Source organism: Sporosarcina sp. FSL K6-1508 (assembly GCF_038007465.1).
Classification (GTDB): Bacteria; Bacillota; Bacilli; order Bacillales_A; family Planococcaceae; genus Sporosarcina; species Sporosarcina psychrophila_B.
Genome location: NZ_JBBOXF010000001.1, coordinates 3583059 through 3599648, shown reverse-complemented (window position 1 = coordinate 3599648; position 16590 = coordinate 3583059). Strand labels below are relative to the sequence as shown.

Here is a 16590-nt window from a genome sequence, read left to right as displayed (position 1 = left end):
ATCATCTTGATTTCAGTAAACGACTTTAAAACAGGATTAACAATCGAATTTGACGGGGATATTTGGCGCGTCATGGACTTCCAGCACGTGAAACCAGGTAAAGGTGCAGCATTCGTACGCTCGAAACTGCGTAACCTCCGCTCAGGCAACGTCAATGAAAAAACGTTCCGTGCCGGAGAGAAAGTTGCAAAAGCGCAAATTGATAATCGTCGTATGCAGTATCTTTATGCAAACGGTGACGATCATGTTTTCATGGATAATGAATCATACGAACAAATTGAACTCCCTGAAAAGCAAATTGAAGATGAGTTGAAATTCCTGAAAGAGAATATGGAAGTTCATGTAATCTTATTTAAAGACGAAGTACTTGGTGTTGAGCTGCCAGTAACAGTTATACTAGAAGTTGCAGAAACTGAGCCAGGCATCAAAGGCGATACAGCAAGCGGCGGTTCTAAGCCTGCTAAAATGGAAACGGGCGTTGTCGTCCAAGTACCATTCTTCGTCAATATCGGTGATAAACTCATCATCAACACAGTGGAATCTGAATATGTTTCTCGCGCTTAAGGAAAGACCATTCATTTCATCACATAGCTAATATAGGTTAAAATATTGTATCTGTTATATTAAACTGAGCGCAGGCGCTATTTTGTGTCAGTAACTGGATACTAAATAGCCGGAGCCATCAGACTGAAAGCGCCGTAGTGTAATTGAAGGAAAGCTTTATTTTAATTCTTTCTTCTAACTTATATAGTAAAACCGAAAAACACCTTGCTACCCAATCGGGATGCAAGGTGTTTTTTTCATATGAAGAGACCCTCGCACATAGGATAGTGCAATGGGGGGAATACCGGATGGAATTAAATGATTTGCTTCGTGTTGCCGGTATCGGTTTAGTCATTGGTTTTCTGCATATCTTCTTCGAGCAGACGGGCAGGAAGGAGTTTTCTTTTTTCTTATTTTTTATCGCGTATATATACATCACTGCAGAAATGCTCCGCTTTCTTAAGGTTTTCTTCTCGGAAATCACGGAGTTTTTCCAGTGGTTGTCGATGTCGGTCTGATGTTAACTTTAGTCCAGTCAATTGTCGTCTTCCTTATTCTTCTCCTCATTTCATTTACCGTACCTAAATTACAGCCGCTTTTGTATACGTCAATTTTTTTCTATTTTCTACTCCACCTCCTTAGCACTATAGTCTTGCCGTTTGGCAAATACTTTGTTGCATTGTTTGAACCGTTGCCGGATCCATTTCCAAAATTGTTGATAGGCAGTGCCATTCTTTTTTATGTGTCCGAGCTTATCGCAAAACATATCGAAGAGGCAGGTTACGGTTCACTTGCATCAGTAACACACTTCACTGTGAAAATCGCCATACTTACTTTGTGGATGCAACATACGTCAACACTAATCGAATTACTCACAGCACTCATTACAAAATGAACGGGCGGGGCATTCATGATCTCCTTTATAGAAACGATACTCGGAACCGTATTGTCAAGCTTTGTCATTATTATTATCTCAACATTTATGGCATTGTTGGTGGATTTCTTGTTTCCTTCGTTTGCGAAATGGACGAGAATGATCCTGATTTTTATTGTCGTAACAGTTGTCTTACAGCCTGCACTTGAACATTTAGCGCTCATTCGTGATATTGCAAACTCTATATCGATGATGTTCATTTCTATTTATCCGATACTGACGGCCAGTATGGTTGCTGCAGGTGGCGCATTCAGCATGCTGAACTTTCAGCCAGCGATGCTATTATTTGCTAACGGTGCAATTGTTCTAACAGAGAAGGTACTTATCCCGCTTTTAACAGCTGCGCTTATTTTAGATCTAGTAACCAGGATTCTTCCCGCTGTCCCATTTACAAAAATGGCGGATTTAATTCGGACGACCCTTCTTGGTACGGTTTCGGCGGTTGTTGCAGCCTATTCTATATTTATCACAGTAGGAGGCACGATGTCTTGGGCACTTACAGGCTTAGCAAGCGAGCCGATTAAAGAGCTGATACGCCAAAACGTCCCGCTCATCGGCTCATTTATGACTGACAGTATGGGGACGATTGGTCGCTATTCATCTGGAGCCAGTGTTTTTGCGGGGGGATGGCTTATATCCGCAATATGGACTGTAGCGCTTATCCCCTCATTTAAGACATTAATTACGGCATTCTTCTACAGATGGACTGCAGCACTGATCGAACCATTTGCGAATGAAGATGTTACCGGCATTTTGGATGATATCGGGAAAACACTATTTGTGTTATGTGCGGTTTCATTTCTTATCGCTTTTGCATTTATCTACACAGCCCTGTTTTCTATTATCCTTGTTAAGCTTATTACTACGATGAAATGAGGTTAGGAATGGAGTCTTTTTAACAGGCGTTCTGCTAATTACCCTTTTAGCTTCAACGATTTTATTGTTATTTCCAAAAGAAACAGAAGATAACTTCTTGCCCATTATTAAACTAGCAATGGGAATTTGGATGATTCAATCAATCTTCAATATTTTTGGTCATAGCTTCTCTTGAAACTGCATAATATGAATCATTGATGACAGGTCGTACAAGCGGCTCAATGAACGAAAATGGTGATGATATGGAGAAACCGAAAAGAAAAATTCATACGATCCTCCTCGGCACTATTGTTATCCTGGTCATCATTTTCATCAATTCCAGTCTTGGCGTTATCGGGGGGGAGAAGGGAAAGAAGGAGGAGAGCCGGGAATATGCAGCACTAGAAGAGGCGCTGATGAGAATTGAGGGAATCGGGGAAGTTTTACTCTATCCTCATTATGAAAATGGAGAATCTGCCAATCCGCTATCCGATTACTTTTCAATATCCAACGCATCGACTACCAAAGGAAGTAAGTTGCAAGGCATTCTAGTCGTAGCAGAAGGGGCGGAAGACTTCAAAATTCAAAACGAACTATCTCACATTTTGTCAACCGTCCTTCAGCTGCCAGAACACCGAATCGTCATCGTTGAAATGAATAAAAGGGGGAATACTAATGAAAACGAATAAAAGAACAGTATGGTTTTTAACATTGCTCAGCCTGGTCGCAGTTATCTCGATCTATTACATCAAGGAAAAAGCTCCGATGCCGTTCGATGGTATGACTATTTTCAAAGATACGGAGAAGTCCATAAAATTGGCAGAGAACAAGGACGATGCAGAAAAAACCACACCTGTTTTTGCAGAGGCTCTTGTTTTTGAAGAAATGAGAATGGAAGTCCGTAATCAGCGGAGCAAGCAAGAAGAGCAATTGTTAACTAAAATGACATCTTCGGATTATACAGCTGAACAAAAAAACGAAGTGTTCGATGAGATGGCACAACTCTCGAAAAGTGAATCAGCTGAAGCGCTGATGGAATTACAAATTAAAGCACTTGGGTATCCAGAGGCGTTTGTCCATAATGAAGCCGGAGAAGTGAAAATAACTGTCCTCTCCTCGGAAGGACATTCGTCAAAAATGGCGGAAGAAATCACTCATTACGTCATGACGAGTTGGGATGACGCCAAAAATGTGCAAGTCAGTTTTACCGGCGACCCAGAATAATTAAGGAAAATGAAGGCCCTAAACGGGGTCTTTTTTTTGTTTAAAGATAAGAAAGTATAAAATTTCGGCACGGGGCAATATCTAGACTACAGCGATTTTCTGGACTAACAGGCACTGCCGTTTTTAATATATCACAGCAATTTAAAAGACAAATGACCATTATCTATTTCAATATGGAGTGAAAACGTCTAAAATAGATAAAGAACGTAATTATAATGGAGTCAGGAGAATCGATCATGCTAAAAATTCAAGAAATACGTGAAATCATTAAACTAATTGATCAATCTTCAATTGAAAAGTTTTCTTATGAAGTAGACGGTGCAAAACTCGAATTGAAAAAAGGGAATGGACAGAAAGCTTCAACAATCGTAGAAACAGCACCATCTATTCAGCAGGAAATTCCTGCTGTGCCAGTTCCGAAAATTGAAGAAGTAATTGCTCTTCAACAGGAAAAACCAGCTGACCTTGCTGCAGTGCAAATAGAAGATCCAAATCTGATTAAAATCACATCACCGATGGTTGGTACGTTCTACTCTGCATCTTCACCCGATGTGCCAGCATATGTACAAAAAGGTGACAGCGTGAAACCAGAAGCCATCGTATGCATCGTAGAAGCGATGAAATTATTCAATGAAATTGAAGCGGAAGTTTCAGGGGAAATCGTTGAGATTCTCGTAAAAGACGGTCAGCTCGTTGAATACGGACAACCTCTCTTCCTTGTAAGAGCTAATTGAGGAGGAATGAAAAATGAAAAAAGTTTTAATAGCTAACCGTGGTGAAATTGCAGTACGTATCATCAGAGCTTGTAAAGAACTTGGCATGAAAACGGTCGCGGTTTATTCAGAAGCCGATCAGGATGCTCTTCATGTCGAGTTGGCGGATGAAGCTTATTGTATCGGACCTCGGTTATCAAAAGACAGCTACCTTAACTTTTCAAATATAATCAGTGTTGCCAAACTAACAGGCTGTGATGGAATTCATCCAGGGTATGGTTTTCTTGCAGAAAATGCGAGTTTCGCAGAACTCTGTGAAGAAGTTAATATTGAATTTATAGGTCCCACTGCTGATGCGATCTCACGAATGGGTACGAAGGATGTTGCTCGTGAAACGATGCGGGAAGCAGGGGTACCAATCGTTCCTGGTTCTACCGGAATCGTTGCTGACGAACATGAAGCGCTCATTATTGCTGAAAAAATCGGGTTTCCTGTTATCATTAAAGCAACAGCTGGCGGCGGAGGAAAAGGTATTCGTGTTGCAAGAGATTCTGCCGAGCTGACAAAAGGTATTAATATTACACAAAAAGAAGCAGCAGCCGCTTTTGGCAATCCGGGCGTTTACCTGGAAAAGTTCGTGGAAGTATTCCGCCACGTCGAAGTCCAAGTACTTGCCGATAAATACGGCAATACAATTCATCTTGGCGAACGTGATTGTTCTATTCAACGCAGGATGCAGAAGCTTTTGGAAGAGGCGCCGTCTCCAGCATTGACACCTGAATTGCGTAATGCGATGGGAGAAGCAGCAGTAAAAGCGGCTCAAGCAGTAAATTACCGCGGAGCCGGCACGGTTGAATTTATTTTTGATCATATTAACCAACAATTTTACTTTATGGAAATGAACACCCGCATCCAGGTTGAGCATACAATCACTGAAATGGTCACGGGCATCGATTTAGTCAAACAGCAATTAAAAATTGCATCGGGTGAAAAATTGACACTTACTCAAGAAGATATCAAAATCAATGGCTGGTCAATCGAATGCCGTATCAATGCAGAAAATCCATCGAAAAACTTTATGCCTTCACCGGGAAAAGTAACAATGTACGTTCCACCCGGCGGTTTTGGGGTTCGTGTCGACTCAGCGATGTACACTGGTTATTCCATTCCTCCATTTTACGACTCGATGGTTGCGAAGTTAATCGTACACGCGGATACAAGGGAAGAAGCCGTAGCTAGGATGAAACGAGCACTTGATGAATTTATCGTTGAGGGCGTTGATACAACCATTCCTTTCCATTTGAGACTTATGGACAATAAGGTTTTCCAATCAGGAGACTTTGATACGAAATTTCTTGAAAAATATACGATTATGAACTAAAGGGGAGGAGATTCGGATATGGCTGACAAAACAATTCCAGCATTCGTCGGAATGGCTCCGTCGGGGAATGGTGAGCTTGGACGTGTCCAGCTTGCTCCCGAAGTACTTGAAGTGATTATCGGGATTGCGACAACAGAAGTAAAAGGCGTCGCAAATACAAGAGGAAACTTTGCCACAGGAGTCGCGGAAAAGTTCGGTAAAGTGAACCATGGTAAAGGCGTCAAAACGGAATGGTCTGAAGAGGGCTTGACAATTGACGTATATTGCGTTGTTGAATATGGCTACTCATTACCCGCCATTGCCGTAGAAATTCAAAAACAAATTCGTCATGCAATTTTCCACATGACTTCCCTTGAAACGAAAGAAGTCAACGTCCATATTACAGGCATCCAGTTCGAGGCTGGTACGGAAACGGTATGATCTGAAAAGCATCGTCCAACCGGATGATGCTTTTCAACTTGTCATACTGTATATGGTGGCCCTGTTTATGCTATGATAATGCCCTAGAGATACGGTAGTGGAGGAGAATAAGAAGATGAAACGACGAGAAGCACGTGAGAAAGCAGTACAAACCCTTTTTCAGCTTGATAATACGGAACTGAGTATAGATGAGGCTATTAATTACATTATAGATGAGCCTGCAAACCGATTCTATGAACAGCTCGTGCGGGGAACAGTGCAAAATAAAGAAGCAATAGATGAGGTCCTGGCGGGAAAATTGGAAAATTGGTCATTAGACCGTCTTCCGAAAATTGAACGGACCGTCTTGCGAATTGCTGTCTATGAACTATTATTTAACGAAGAAGTACCGCACAGAGTGGTCTTAAATGAAGCAATCGAGTTGTGCAAAACATTCGGCGATGAAAAGTCAGGCCGTTTTGTGAATGGTGTTCTATCAAAATTCGAAGAAAAATAAGTGAAGCTATTTGGGGGGATTCAGATGAGTGGAAAACTAATCGATGGAATAGCAATCGGAAAAGAAATCAGGGAAGAAATAAAGGAAAGAGTAACTGTACTGAAAGAGCAGGGATGTCAACCGGGTCTTGCGGTCGTTCTTGTTGGTGAGAACCAGGCTTCTCGTACATATGTAAAGAACAAGCAAAAATCGAGTTTTGAAGCAGGCATGAAATCAGAACTGATTGAGCTTCCCGTTACTGTATCTGAAGAGGAGTTACTCAACCACGTCACAAGATTAAACAATGATGATTCAATTCATGGCATTCTTGTTCAACTTCCCTTACCGAATCATATCGATGAGAACCTCGTCATCCGTGCAATTGATCCGACAAAAGACGTTGACGGATTCCATCCGGAAAACGTTGGAAAGATGATTATCGGTCAAAAATCATTCCTGTCATGTACGCCCTACGGAATTATTAAACTTCTTGAACGGACAGGTACTGAAATTAGTGGTAAACATGCAGTTATTGTCGGGCGCAGCAATATTGTCGGAAAACCGATGGGCCAATTACTTTTACAGCGTGATGCTACAGTCACATACTGTCACTCTAAAACGAATGATTTAGCATCGTTTACGAAACAAGCTGATATTCTCATTGTCGCAATAGGCAAGACGAAATTCATTACAGATGCGCATATTAAAGAAGGCGCAGTCGTGATTGATGTCGGTATGAACCGCGATGAGAACGGTAAATTATGTGGAGACGTCGATTTTGAATCAGCGAAAACAAAAGCTTCAGCCATTACTCCGGTTCCAGGCGGGGTAGGTCCGATGACGATTACGATGTTACTGAAAAATACACTTCATAGCGCGGAAAGAGCTTGCGCAGAAGGAAGATGTTCGCAACAACTATAAAAAAATGGACGGACGCTGTTTTTTATCGAAAAGACAGCGTTTCTATACGTCAAGAATCGGGAGGCGGGAATGTTGACCAGAAACCCACACTTGTCTGTACAAGCATTAACGAAATATATTAAACGCAAGTTTGACGCAGACCCACATTTGCGGAACGTCTACGTTAAAGGCGAACTGTCGAATGTAAAAAGCCACCCAAGCGGACATATTTATTTTACCTTGAAGGATGAAAAAAGCAGAATCCAATCAGCAATGTTCCGTTCAAACGCATCTGCGCTCAAATTCAGACCTGAAAACGGTATGAACGTGCTTATTACGGGTGATGTAACAGTTTTCGAAACTAGCGGAAACTATCAATTATATGTCCAAACAATGCAGCCGGATGGTATCGGTGCGCTTTATTTAGCATTTGAACAATTGAAGGAAAGCCTTGGAAAAGAAGGTCTCTTCGATGCACGTTGGAAAAGACCTGTTCCATCGTTTCCAACTAAAATCGGTGTAGTTACGGCGCAATCAGGTGCTGCAATCCAAGATATCTGTTCAACCATTGAAAGGCGTTACCCGCTTGCGGAAATCATTTTATTTCCGGCGATTGTACAGGGACCGAATGCTGCTCCTTCCATCATCAAATCAATCGAACAGGCAGATACATATGGATCCATTGATGTTCTAATTGTTGGACGCGGTGGCGGTTCCATTGAAGACTTATGGGCATTCAATGAAGAGTCGGTCGCACGTGCGATTTTTTCATGCCGAGTTCCGATTATTAGTGCAGTAGGGCATGAAACCGACACAACAATTGCCGATTTTGTATCGGACAAAAGAGCACCTACTCCTACAGCAGCTGCTGAAATGGCAGTTCCAGCACGTGATGAGTTGTTTGAAAAGCTGTTGGATAGGAAACGCGCGATTTATAATGCGCTCTCCAATCAACTGAAAAGTGAACGCAAACGTCTGACAACTTTAGAAACATCCTATCCCCTTCAATTTCCGGAACGGCTTTATCGCCCATTCACCGAGAGATTGATCGGTCTTGAAGGAAGACTATCGCGAAGCGGGCAAGATATAACGGGCTATCGTAAATCCCAACATCAAAGATTAAGTAGTATGCTGTCTTCTTTCTCGCCTGAACAGCGAATCAAAGAAGGACATCGAAGTATAGCTGTCCTTACGGAACGCCTTACAAGGGGAGTGCATCAAGATGTCCGCATCCGGAGTGATCGTTTCCATGCATCAGTACGCATGCTGAAGGCACTTAACCCGCTTACTGTAATGGAACGCGGATATTCGATTGTTTACCAGGAAAATGAAGTCGCCAAATCAGTCAAATCGCTAGAAGTCGGTGGCAATATCCAAATCCGTTTACAAGATGGGACTGCGGAAGCGGTGGTTCAATCGATTACAATGAACGAAGGGGAGGAAGTTTAATTGGAAAAAGAGCCGATTCGCTTTGAAGAAGCGATGCTTAATTTAGAGGAAGTCGTCCAGAAACTTGAAACAGGGGATGTACCACTGGAAGACGCAATTACACTTTACAAAAAAGGGATGGAACTGTCTGCTTATTGCCACGGGAAATTACAGGATGCTGAAAAACAGCTTATTTCTATAATCGACAAAGATGGCAACAAAACAGAGTTTGATCCGGCAAAAGGGTCTGATTCGAATGCATAAGGAATTGCAACGATTCATCGCAGAAAAATTACCTGTTATCGATGAAAAACTGAATAGCCTGCTAGGGGCAGCGAATGTATCTGAAACATTGAAGTCCTCGATGGCCTATTCAATCAATGCCGGAGGGAAACGAATCCGGCCACTTCTCGTCCTAGCCACGCTCGAAGACCTTGGTGTCGACTCACAAGATGCCTTGACGGTAGCTTGTGCTGCTGAATTTTTGCATACGTATTCCCTCATCCACGATGACTTGCCTTCTATGGATGATGATAATTTTAGGCGCGGCAAACCGACGAACCATATCATTTATGGGGAAGCAGTTGCCGTACTTGCAGGAGATGCACTACAAACTCTGGCATTCGGAAGTTTGACTCATTTATCGGATACGTCTGCACAAGACACACTTCGAATCATTCGTTTACTGGCAGACGCCTCGGGTTCAACTGGTATGGTTGGCGGACAGATGCTCGATATTGAAGGTGAAACAAAAACCTTATCTCTATTTGAACTCGAAAACATACATGTTAATAAAACTGGGGCCCTATTGTCATTTTGCATCGTGGCCGGTGCAATACTAGCGGGTTTAAATGAAGAAAAAACTGCGAAGTTGAGAGACTTTGCCTACCATATTGGACTCGCTTTTCAAATTCAAGATGATATTTTAGATATTACATCCACGACGGAAGAACTTGGTAAGACAGCAGGGAGCGATGCGTTAAGCGAGAAGTCGACGTATCCGTCACTTCTCGGACTGGAAGGTGCAATGTCACGACTGGAAAAACATCACCAATGTGCAAGAGATTCTCTTGCATTTCTGGAAATGGAGCATCCACTTCTAGGATTGTTTGCGGATTATATCGTAGAACGGAAATCGTGAAGTGAACCAAATTGTTGTACTGAACGTCCTTCTTGTTATAATGTAGGCAGCGCAGTATTATCCGTGGCAATTAATTTGTGAAGGTGTGTGATAACGATGGAACTCACAGAAATTACTAGTCCATCTTTTATTAAAAAACTCGATAAGGAACAGATGATGGAATTAGCAGCAGAAGTTCGGAAATTCCTTATTGAGAAATTATCTGTTACAGGTGGCCATATAGGGCCGAATCTTGGCGTAGTCGAACTGACAATTGCACTTCATAGGCATTTTGATAGTCCTGATGATAAAATCATTTGGGATGTTGGGCATCAGGCGTATGTCCATAAAATACTAACTGGGCGTGCAGGTAATTTCGATTCACTTAGAAAATATAAAGGTTTGTGCGGTTTTCCGAAACGAATTGAAAGCGATCATGATGTATGGGAAACTGGCCACAGTTCTACTTCACTTTCCGCCGCTATGGGAATGGCGGCTGCCCGAGACATCAAAGGCGATTCGAATTATGTAATACCAGTCATCGGTGATGGTGCGCTTACAGGCGGTATGGCACTTGAAGCACTTAATCATATTGGCCATGCAAAAACGAACATGATTGTCATTTTGAATGACAATGAAATGTCAATTGCCCCCAATGTCGGTGCGCTTCATGCAGTCCTGGGAAAACTGAGAACTGCTGGTAAATATAAGAGTGCAAAAGATGAACTTGAATATATCTTGAAGAAAATTCCGGCTGTTGGAGGCAAACTTGCTACTGCCGCAGAACGTGTAAAAGATAGCTTGAAATATCTACTTGTTTCGGGCGTCTTTTTCGAAGAGCTTGGCTTCACATATCTTGGTCCGATTGACGGCCACGATTTCAATGATCTCGAGCGTAATATCCAATATGCGAAGAAAATGGATGGGCCTGTCCTTCTTCATGTTATTACGAAAAAAGGCAAAGGATACAGCCCTGCGGAAGACGATAAAATCGGCACTTGGCATGGTACGGGACCTTATAAAATCGAAACAGGTGATTTTGTTAAATCATCATCTACCGCACCGTCGTGGAGTGGACTTGTTGCAGAAACAGTCCGAACTATTGCACGTGAAGACCGTCGAATCGTGGCGATTACACCTGCAATGCCAGTCGGTTCAAAACTTGAATCATTTGCGACAGAATTTCCGGATCGTTTCTTCGATGTAGGTATAGCTGAACAGCATGCAACAACGATGGCAGCCGGTCTTGCAACTCAAGGGATGAAACCGTTTCTTGCAATCTATTCGACATTTATGCAACGGGCTTACGATCAAATGCTTCATGATATTTCGAGGCAGAACTTGAATGTCTTTATCGGCATTGACCGTGCGGGCCTGGTAGGTGCCGACGGCGAAACACATCAGGGTGTCTTCGATATCGCATTCCTTAGACATATGCCGAATCTGGTCATTATGATGCCGAAAGACGAAAACGAAGGACAGCATATGGTGAAAACTGCCATAGATTACGATGAAGGTCCAATTGTGATGCGTTATCCAAGAGGGAATGGACTCGGTGTAACAATGGATGAGACATTACATCCAATTCCGATCGGTTCATGGGAAGTGTTGCGTGAAGGACAGGATGGAGTAATTTTGACGTTCGGAACAACAATCCCGATGGCACTGGAAGCAGCTAATATATTATTTACTAAAGGAATCAATGTGAAAGTCGTCAATGCGAGATTCATCAAACCGCTTGATACGGCAATGTTGGACACGATTTTCGCAAGTGGAATGCCGATTATTACTGTAGAAGAGGCGGTTCTCGCCGGCGGTTTCGGCAGTGCAGTACTTGAATATGCACATGATACCCTTCAAACTGCTGTACCGGTTCGACGCATGGGAATTCCAGATCAGTTCATTGAACATGGTAATGTCGACGACCTACTTGAAGAAATAGGCATGACTTCAAATCATCTAGTTGAAAATATGGAATCATTTATTAAAATGCAAGCAGTGGAAAGGGAACAAGTATGACAAATCGTGCGCCAAAAGAGCGGGTAGATGTCCTATTGGTCGCGCGTGGTCTCTTTGAAACAAGGGAACAAGCAAAGCGTTCCATAATGGCGGGCATCGTTTTTTCCGCTGAAACAAGGTTAGATAAACCAGGTGAAAAAATATTTTCAGACGCGCCGCTTGCAGTCAAGGGTTCCAAACTGAAATACGTCAGTCGAGGCGGTTTGAAGCTTGAAAAAGCACTTGAGCAATTTGATGCTAACGTTAAAGGCAAAATTGTGCTTGATATCGGTGCCTCAACAGGCGGATTCACAGATTGTGCTCTTCAAAATGGTGCGTTACATTGCTATGCGCTTGATGTCGGGTACAATCAATTAGCGTGGAAAATACGTCAAGATTCCCGTGTAACGGTTATGGAAAGAACGAACTTCAGACATGCAACACCGGAAATTTTCACCGAAGGCATCCCACAGTTTGCTACAATCGATGTTTCCTTCATCTCCTTGACACTTATCCTGCCCGCATTAAAACGAATTATTGCCACTGGCGGTGATGTCATAGTCCTCGTTAAGCCGCAATTCGAGGCCGGGAAAGGGAAAGTTGGGAAAAAAGGTGTCGTCAGGGAAAAATCCATTCATCTTGAAGTATTAAAAAGAATTGCTGATGCATCAATCCAAGATGGATTCAGTCTTCGTGGAATTTCATTTTCTCCTGTCACTGGCGGGGAAGGGAACATAGAGTTTCTATTCCACTTAACTTCTGAAGACAATGCCGAAACAGCATTTGACGAAGTTTCATTTAATAACCTTGTTGAAGAGGCGTACAAAGAATTGCAATAGCGCGCATTAAGTTGCGTGCTTTTCTTGTTCCTCGGAAAACTACAACATATCGAACTGTGAATAACGGTCTATTTTATGTCTTTCGTATCCGGACGGGCACCCTGCGCTTATATTCTTGTTGCAGGAAAAAATCGGTGGTACAGTATGAAAAAGGACCTTATTATTTTGTATGGGAGTGAATGGTATGAATAAAGGGCATAGACAAATACGCATCCGAGATATTATCTCGAATTTTGAAATAGAAACACAGGATCAGCTCGTAGATAGCTTAAAGGCGGCTGGGGTAGAAGTAACGCAAGCGACCGTTTCGCGTGATATAAAAGAAATGCATCTTATTAAAGTCCCTTTATCTAATGGTAATTACAAATATAGCCTTCCACCCGTACATAAGTACAACACGGAGCAAAAGCTTCACCGTATGTTGACTGACGCATTTGTCAGCATAGATGGGGCTGGTCATTTTATTATTTTGAAAACGCTTCCTGGAAATGCGCAGGCGGTTGGATCTTTGTTGGATCATCTCGGGTGGGAAGAAATTCTTGGAACGATTTGCGGCGATGACACATGCCTAATCATCTGCCGTGACGATTCCTTAACAGCAGTGGTGAGAGAAAAATTGTTAGCGATGCTTTGAAAGAGGTGACAGCAATTGTTACGTGAAATTTCCATAAAAAACTTTGCAATCATTGAACACCTTGAAGTAACTTTTGACGAAGGACTCACCGTTTTGACTGGGGAAACAGGTGCAGGTAAATCAATTATCATCGATGCTGTACAACTGTTGGCAGGTGGACGAGGTTCACAGGAATTTATCCGTCACGGTGCAAATAAAGCTGAATTGGAAGGACTTTTCACAATTGAAGAGGAAGCACATCCTATCATCGTGAAATTAGCTGATTTTGGTATTGACGTGCAGGATGGCGTCGTTATTTTACGCCGTGATTTGAATTCGAACGGCAAAACAGTTTGCCGAGTCAATGGTAAGCTCGTGACAATTGCTATTTTGAGGGAAATCGGTTCCCAATTGATTGACATTCACGGTCAACATGAAAACCAGGAACTAATGCATGAAAGAAGTCATATTCATTTGCTTGATCATTTTGCGGGTGAAAAGCTTGAACGTGCTTATGAAAATTATTCTGAACTGTACGAGAGTTATCGGAAATTGAAAAGAAAGCTTGAGAAGGCGGATGATAATGAGCAACAAGTTGCTCAACGTATTGATTTGTATTCATTCCAGCTGAAAGAGATCGATGCCGCTGCTCTTGTCATTGGAGAAGAAAACCAACTTGAAGAGGAAAAACAAAAACTTCAAAACTTCAATCGATTATACGAACGCTTGAATACAGCATACATGTCGATCAGCGCTGATACGCATGCACTTGATTGGATCGGTTCCGCAATGAGTGATATTGAGGATGCAGCTTCTGTTGATAAGAGCCTTAGGCCGCACGCTGAAACGATTGCAGCAAGTTTCTATTCATTGCAAGATACTGCGCATGAGCTGAAAAGTATACTCGATGATATGGAATTTGATCCTGCAAGACTAGAAATAGTTGAAGAGCGTCTGGCCCTCCATCTTTCACTTAAAAGAAAGTATGGGAAAACGATTGAGGACATTCTTATGTACCGCAATAAAATTGCAGAGGAACTTGATAGTTTAGTGAGCAGAGATGAGCGTCTATCTGCTGAACAGGAAAAACTTGACCAAATTTTGAAAGACTTAGAAATAGAGGCAGGAGAATTATCGATTATTCGCCAAAAGTCGTCTATTCAATTAGAAAAAGCGATTATGGAACAGTTGCAACAGCTTCATATGGGAAAAGCTTCTTTTAAAGTGGAAATTACTCGGAAACCAGCAAGTACTTTCGATTCGAACGGTTACGATGATGTGACCTTTCTAATTTCGACGAACGTTGGAGAACCATTGAAACCACTTGTAAAAGTAGCATCGGGTGGCGAAATTTCCCGTATTATGTTGGCGATAAAGACTATTTTCTCCAAACACCAAGGCGTTACTTCACTTATTTTTGACGAAGTGGATACGGGGGTAAGCGGAAGGGTAGCACAAGCAATTGCTGAAAAAATCGCTATTATCGCCACACATTCCCAAGTGCTTTGTATTTCTCATTTGCCCCAAGTTGCCGCAATGGCTGATCACCATTATCTCATTAAAAAAGATGTAATTAGTGATAGGACGAGGACGGAAATTCATGATGTTGTGGAATCAGACAGAACAGAGGAATTGTCGAGGATGCTGTCCGGTGCTGAAACTACTCCACTAACGTTAAAACATGCGGAGGAATTATTGACGTTGGCTACTGAGCGCAAGAAAATGTTTAGAGAGTAAAAAAAAGTGCTTCAGTGGAAAAACGTATACTTTCCATTTAAAAAATAAAAAAACGTGCATACTACATTATGCACGTTTTTTTATTTTTTAATTATTTTTACCTAAAAACGGATTTTTTAGTTCGAATTCCTGAATTGCTTGAATTACCCTTTCATAACATTCCTCTGAACGGACATACCAACAGTATCTTGCTTAGGGAGGTGAAATATGGGATGGAGTAGACAGCTCAAGTTGGCCGTTTCGTTTTCTGTACTTTTGCTTTTCATGCCACTTGCTACAGATGCCGCATCTGCTAAAGATGGATCACTTATACCGATGGGAGACTCCATCGGCATTAAAATGGATCTGGCAGGGGTTTTCATCACAAGTGATGTCATGATTAGTAAGGATAATTGGTTGAAGGCAGGTGATTTGATCGAACAGTTGGACGATGTAGCAATCGGTACCCTTCATGATTTCGAAAAAGCATCAACCTCAAAACGCGAAAAGAAAGAAGTCGTTTTACACGTTATTCGGAATGAGGAAAAAAGTCAGATCCAAGCAGATGGCGAAGCGATGAAACGTCTCCTTCCATTCCTAAAAGATCGGACGGAAGGAACCGGAACGTTGACGTATGTCGACCCAGACAAAGGGACATACGGTGCTCTTGGTCATCAAATCATCGACAGTGCATTGAAATCACCGCCTTCTTTTAGGACGGGAGCAATTTATCTTTCGGAAATCGATCAGATTAAGAAAAGTGTTCCTGGAGTTCCCGGTTATAAAATTTCAACGATTGTCGATGATGATGATTTTTTAGGGACGATTCGAATAAACGGTCTTTATGGAATTTTTGGATCGTGGAACAGTGACTATAAGAAAGTGTTGGCAGAACCTCTTACGATTATGCAACCGGCTGAAGTAAAAGTAGGTGCAGCTGAAATTTACACAACAATTAAGGGGACAGAAGTTGAATCATTTTCCATTCGAATTACAGAAGTTGAACAAGAACAGTTCCATTTTGTTTTAACGGATCCCAAATTGCTTGAAGCAACGGGCGGGATTTTGCAAGGGATGAGTGGAAGTCCTGTCATCCAGAATGGGCAATTTGCAGGCGCAGTGACGCATATGTTTGTGGATGATCCCAAAAAAGGTGCAGCCCTATTTTTGGAAAAGATGCGTAGCGGAGAAAACTGATAAGAAGGGCCAACTCGTAAATGGAGTTGGCCCTTTTGTCTTGGCGTGGTAAACTTATGAGGAATGATTCGACAAATGTTTAGAAAATAATAGAATTAGTCGAAGTATAGGGAAACCATATGTCAGAAGTTTCATTTTTGCTAAATAAAAGAGGGTTAGTCCACTATTCGTCGAAATATCCCTTGTGTAGTTAAAAGAAGATTGCTAATATTTAAGGAAAGAAGTCGTCATAAA

19 protein-coding genes are annotated in these 16590 nt (G+C 42.0%); all 19 read left to right on the top strand.

What is annotated here, in order from left to right:
• The first annotated feature begins 6 nt into the window (after positions 1-6).
• The 19 genes from efp to MKZ11_RS18100 all read left to right on the top strand — a co-directional run bounded on the left by efp (position 7) and on the right by MKZ11_RS18100 (position 16356).
• Positions 7-564 (top strand): elongation factor P, encoded by a 558-nt coding sequence (gene efp / locus MKZ11_RS18190; protein ID WP_340795772.1) that lies wholly within the window; start codon positions 7-9, stop codon positions 562-564.
• Positions 565-851: 287 nt separating this feature from the next.
• Positions 852-1061, top strand: a complete 210-nt coding sequence (locus tag MKZ11_RS18185; protein ID WP_340795771.1) for a SpoIIIAC/SpoIIIAD family protein — start codon at positions 852-854, stop codon at positions 1059-1061.
• Positions 1061-1438, top strand: a complete 378-nt coding sequence (locus MKZ11_RS18180; RefSeq protein WP_340795770.1) for a hypothetical protein — start codon at positions 1061-1063, stop codon at positions 1436-1438. Before MKZ11_RS18185 ends, MKZ11_RS18180 begins: the two co-directional genes overlap by 1 nt.
• 15 nt (positions 1439-1453) lie before the next feature.
• Entirely contained in the window at positions 1454-2353 is a 900-nt protein-coding gene (locus MKZ11_RS18175) for a stage III sporulation protein AE (RefSeq protein WP_340795769.1), read from the top strand.
• A 197-nt stretch (positions 2354-2550) separates the two neighbouring features.
• Positions 2551-3021, top strand: a complete 471-nt coding sequence (locus MKZ11_RS18170) for a hypothetical protein (protein WP_340795768.1) — start codon at positions 2551-2553, stop codon at positions 3019-3021.
• Positions 3008-3556 (top strand): SpoIIIAH-like family protein, encoded by a 549-nt coding sequence (locus MKZ11_RS18165; RefSeq protein ID WP_340795767.1) that lies wholly within the window; start codon positions 3008-3010, stop codon positions 3554-3556. Before MKZ11_RS18170 ends, MKZ11_RS18165 begins: the two co-directional genes overlap by 14 nt.
• A 236-nt stretch (positions 3557-3792) precedes the next feature.
• Complete coding sequence (accB, locus tag MKZ11_RS18160) at positions 3793-4290, top strand: acetyl-CoA carboxylase biotin carboxyl carrier protein (protein WP_340795766.1); 498 nt, start codon at positions 3793-3795, stop codon at positions 4288-4290.
• Positions 4291-4303: 13 nt separating this feature from the next.
• Positions 4304-5650 carry an acetyl-CoA carboxylase biotin carboxylase subunit gene (gene accC, locus MKZ11_RS18155; protein WP_340795765.1) on the top strand — a complete coding sequence of 449 codons (1347 nt, stop codon included), beginning with the start codon at positions 4304-4306 and terminating at the stop codon, positions 5648-5650.
• An 18-nt stretch (positions 5651-5668) separates the two neighbouring features.
• A complete protein-coding gene (locus tag MKZ11_RS18150; protein ID WP_340795764.1) occupies positions 5669-6070 on the top strand; it encodes an Asp23/Gls24 family envelope stress response protein in 402 nt (133 codons plus the stop codon).
• Positions 6071-6185: 115 nt separating this feature from the next.
• Entirely contained in the window at positions 6186-6566 is a 381-nt protein-coding gene (nusB, locus tag MKZ11_RS18145) for a transcription antitermination factor NusB (protein WP_340795763.1), read from the top strand.
• 24 nt (positions 6567-6590) lie between these two features.
• Positions 6591-7466 carry a bifunctional methylenetetrahydrofolate dehydrogenase/methenyltetrahydrofolate cyclohydrolase FolD gene (gene folD / locus MKZ11_RS18140; protein WP_340795762.1) on the top strand — a complete coding sequence of 292 codons (876 nt, stop codon included), beginning with the start codon at positions 6591-6593 and terminating at the stop codon, positions 7464-7466.
• 72 nt (positions 7467-7538) lie between these two features.
• Positions 7539-8894: an exodeoxyribonuclease VII large subunit gene (gene xseA / locus MKZ11_RS18135; protein WP_340795761.1), complete on the top strand. Its 1356-nt coding sequence runs from the start codon at positions 7539-7541 to the stop codon at positions 8892-8894.
• Entirely contained in the window at positions 8895-9137 is a 243-nt protein-coding gene (locus MKZ11_RS18130; RefSeq protein WP_340795760.1) for an exodeoxyribonuclease VII small subunit, read from the top strand.
• The gene (locus tag MKZ11_RS18125; protein WP_340795759.1) at positions 9130-10014 is read left to right on the top strand and encodes a polyprenyl synthetase family protein; all 885 of its coding nucleotides are present in this window, start codon (positions 9130-9132) and stop codon (positions 10012-10014) included. The genes MKZ11_RS18130 and MKZ11_RS18125 overlap by 8 nt, the downstream gene beginning before the upstream one ends.
• Before the next feature lie 96 nt (positions 10015-10110).
• Positions 10111-12012 carry a 1-deoxy-D-xylulose-5-phosphate synthase gene (gene dxs / locus MKZ11_RS18120; protein WP_340795758.1) on the top strand — a complete coding sequence of 634 codons (1902 nt, stop codon included), beginning with the start codon at positions 10111-10113 and terminating at the stop codon, positions 12010-12012.
• Entirely contained in the window at positions 12009-12830 is an 822-nt protein-coding gene (locus MKZ11_RS18115; RefSeq protein WP_340795757.1) for a TlyA family RNA methyltransferase, read from the top strand. The genes dxs and MKZ11_RS18115 overlap by 4 nt, the downstream gene beginning before the upstream one ends.
• 184 nt (positions 12831-13014) lie before the next feature.
• Positions 13015-13464, top strand: coding sequence for a transcriptional regulator AhrC/ArgR (gene ahrC, locus MKZ11_RS18110; RefSeq protein WP_340795756.1), 450 nt, complete (start codon positions 13015-13017; stop codon positions 13462-13464).
• 15 nt (positions 13465-13479) lie between these two features.
• Entirely contained in the window at positions 13480-15180 is a 1701-nt protein-coding gene (recN, locus tag MKZ11_RS18105; protein WP_340795755.1) for a DNA repair protein RecN, read from the top strand.
• A 207-nt stretch (positions 15181-15387) separates the two neighbouring features.
• On the top strand, positions 15388-16356 hold the full coding sequence (locus tag MKZ11_RS18100) for a SpoIVB peptidase S55 domain-containing protein (RefSeq protein ID WP_340795754.1): 969 nt from the start codon (positions 15388-15390) through the stop codon (positions 16354-16356).
• Positions 16357-16590: the final 234 nt, after the last annotated feature.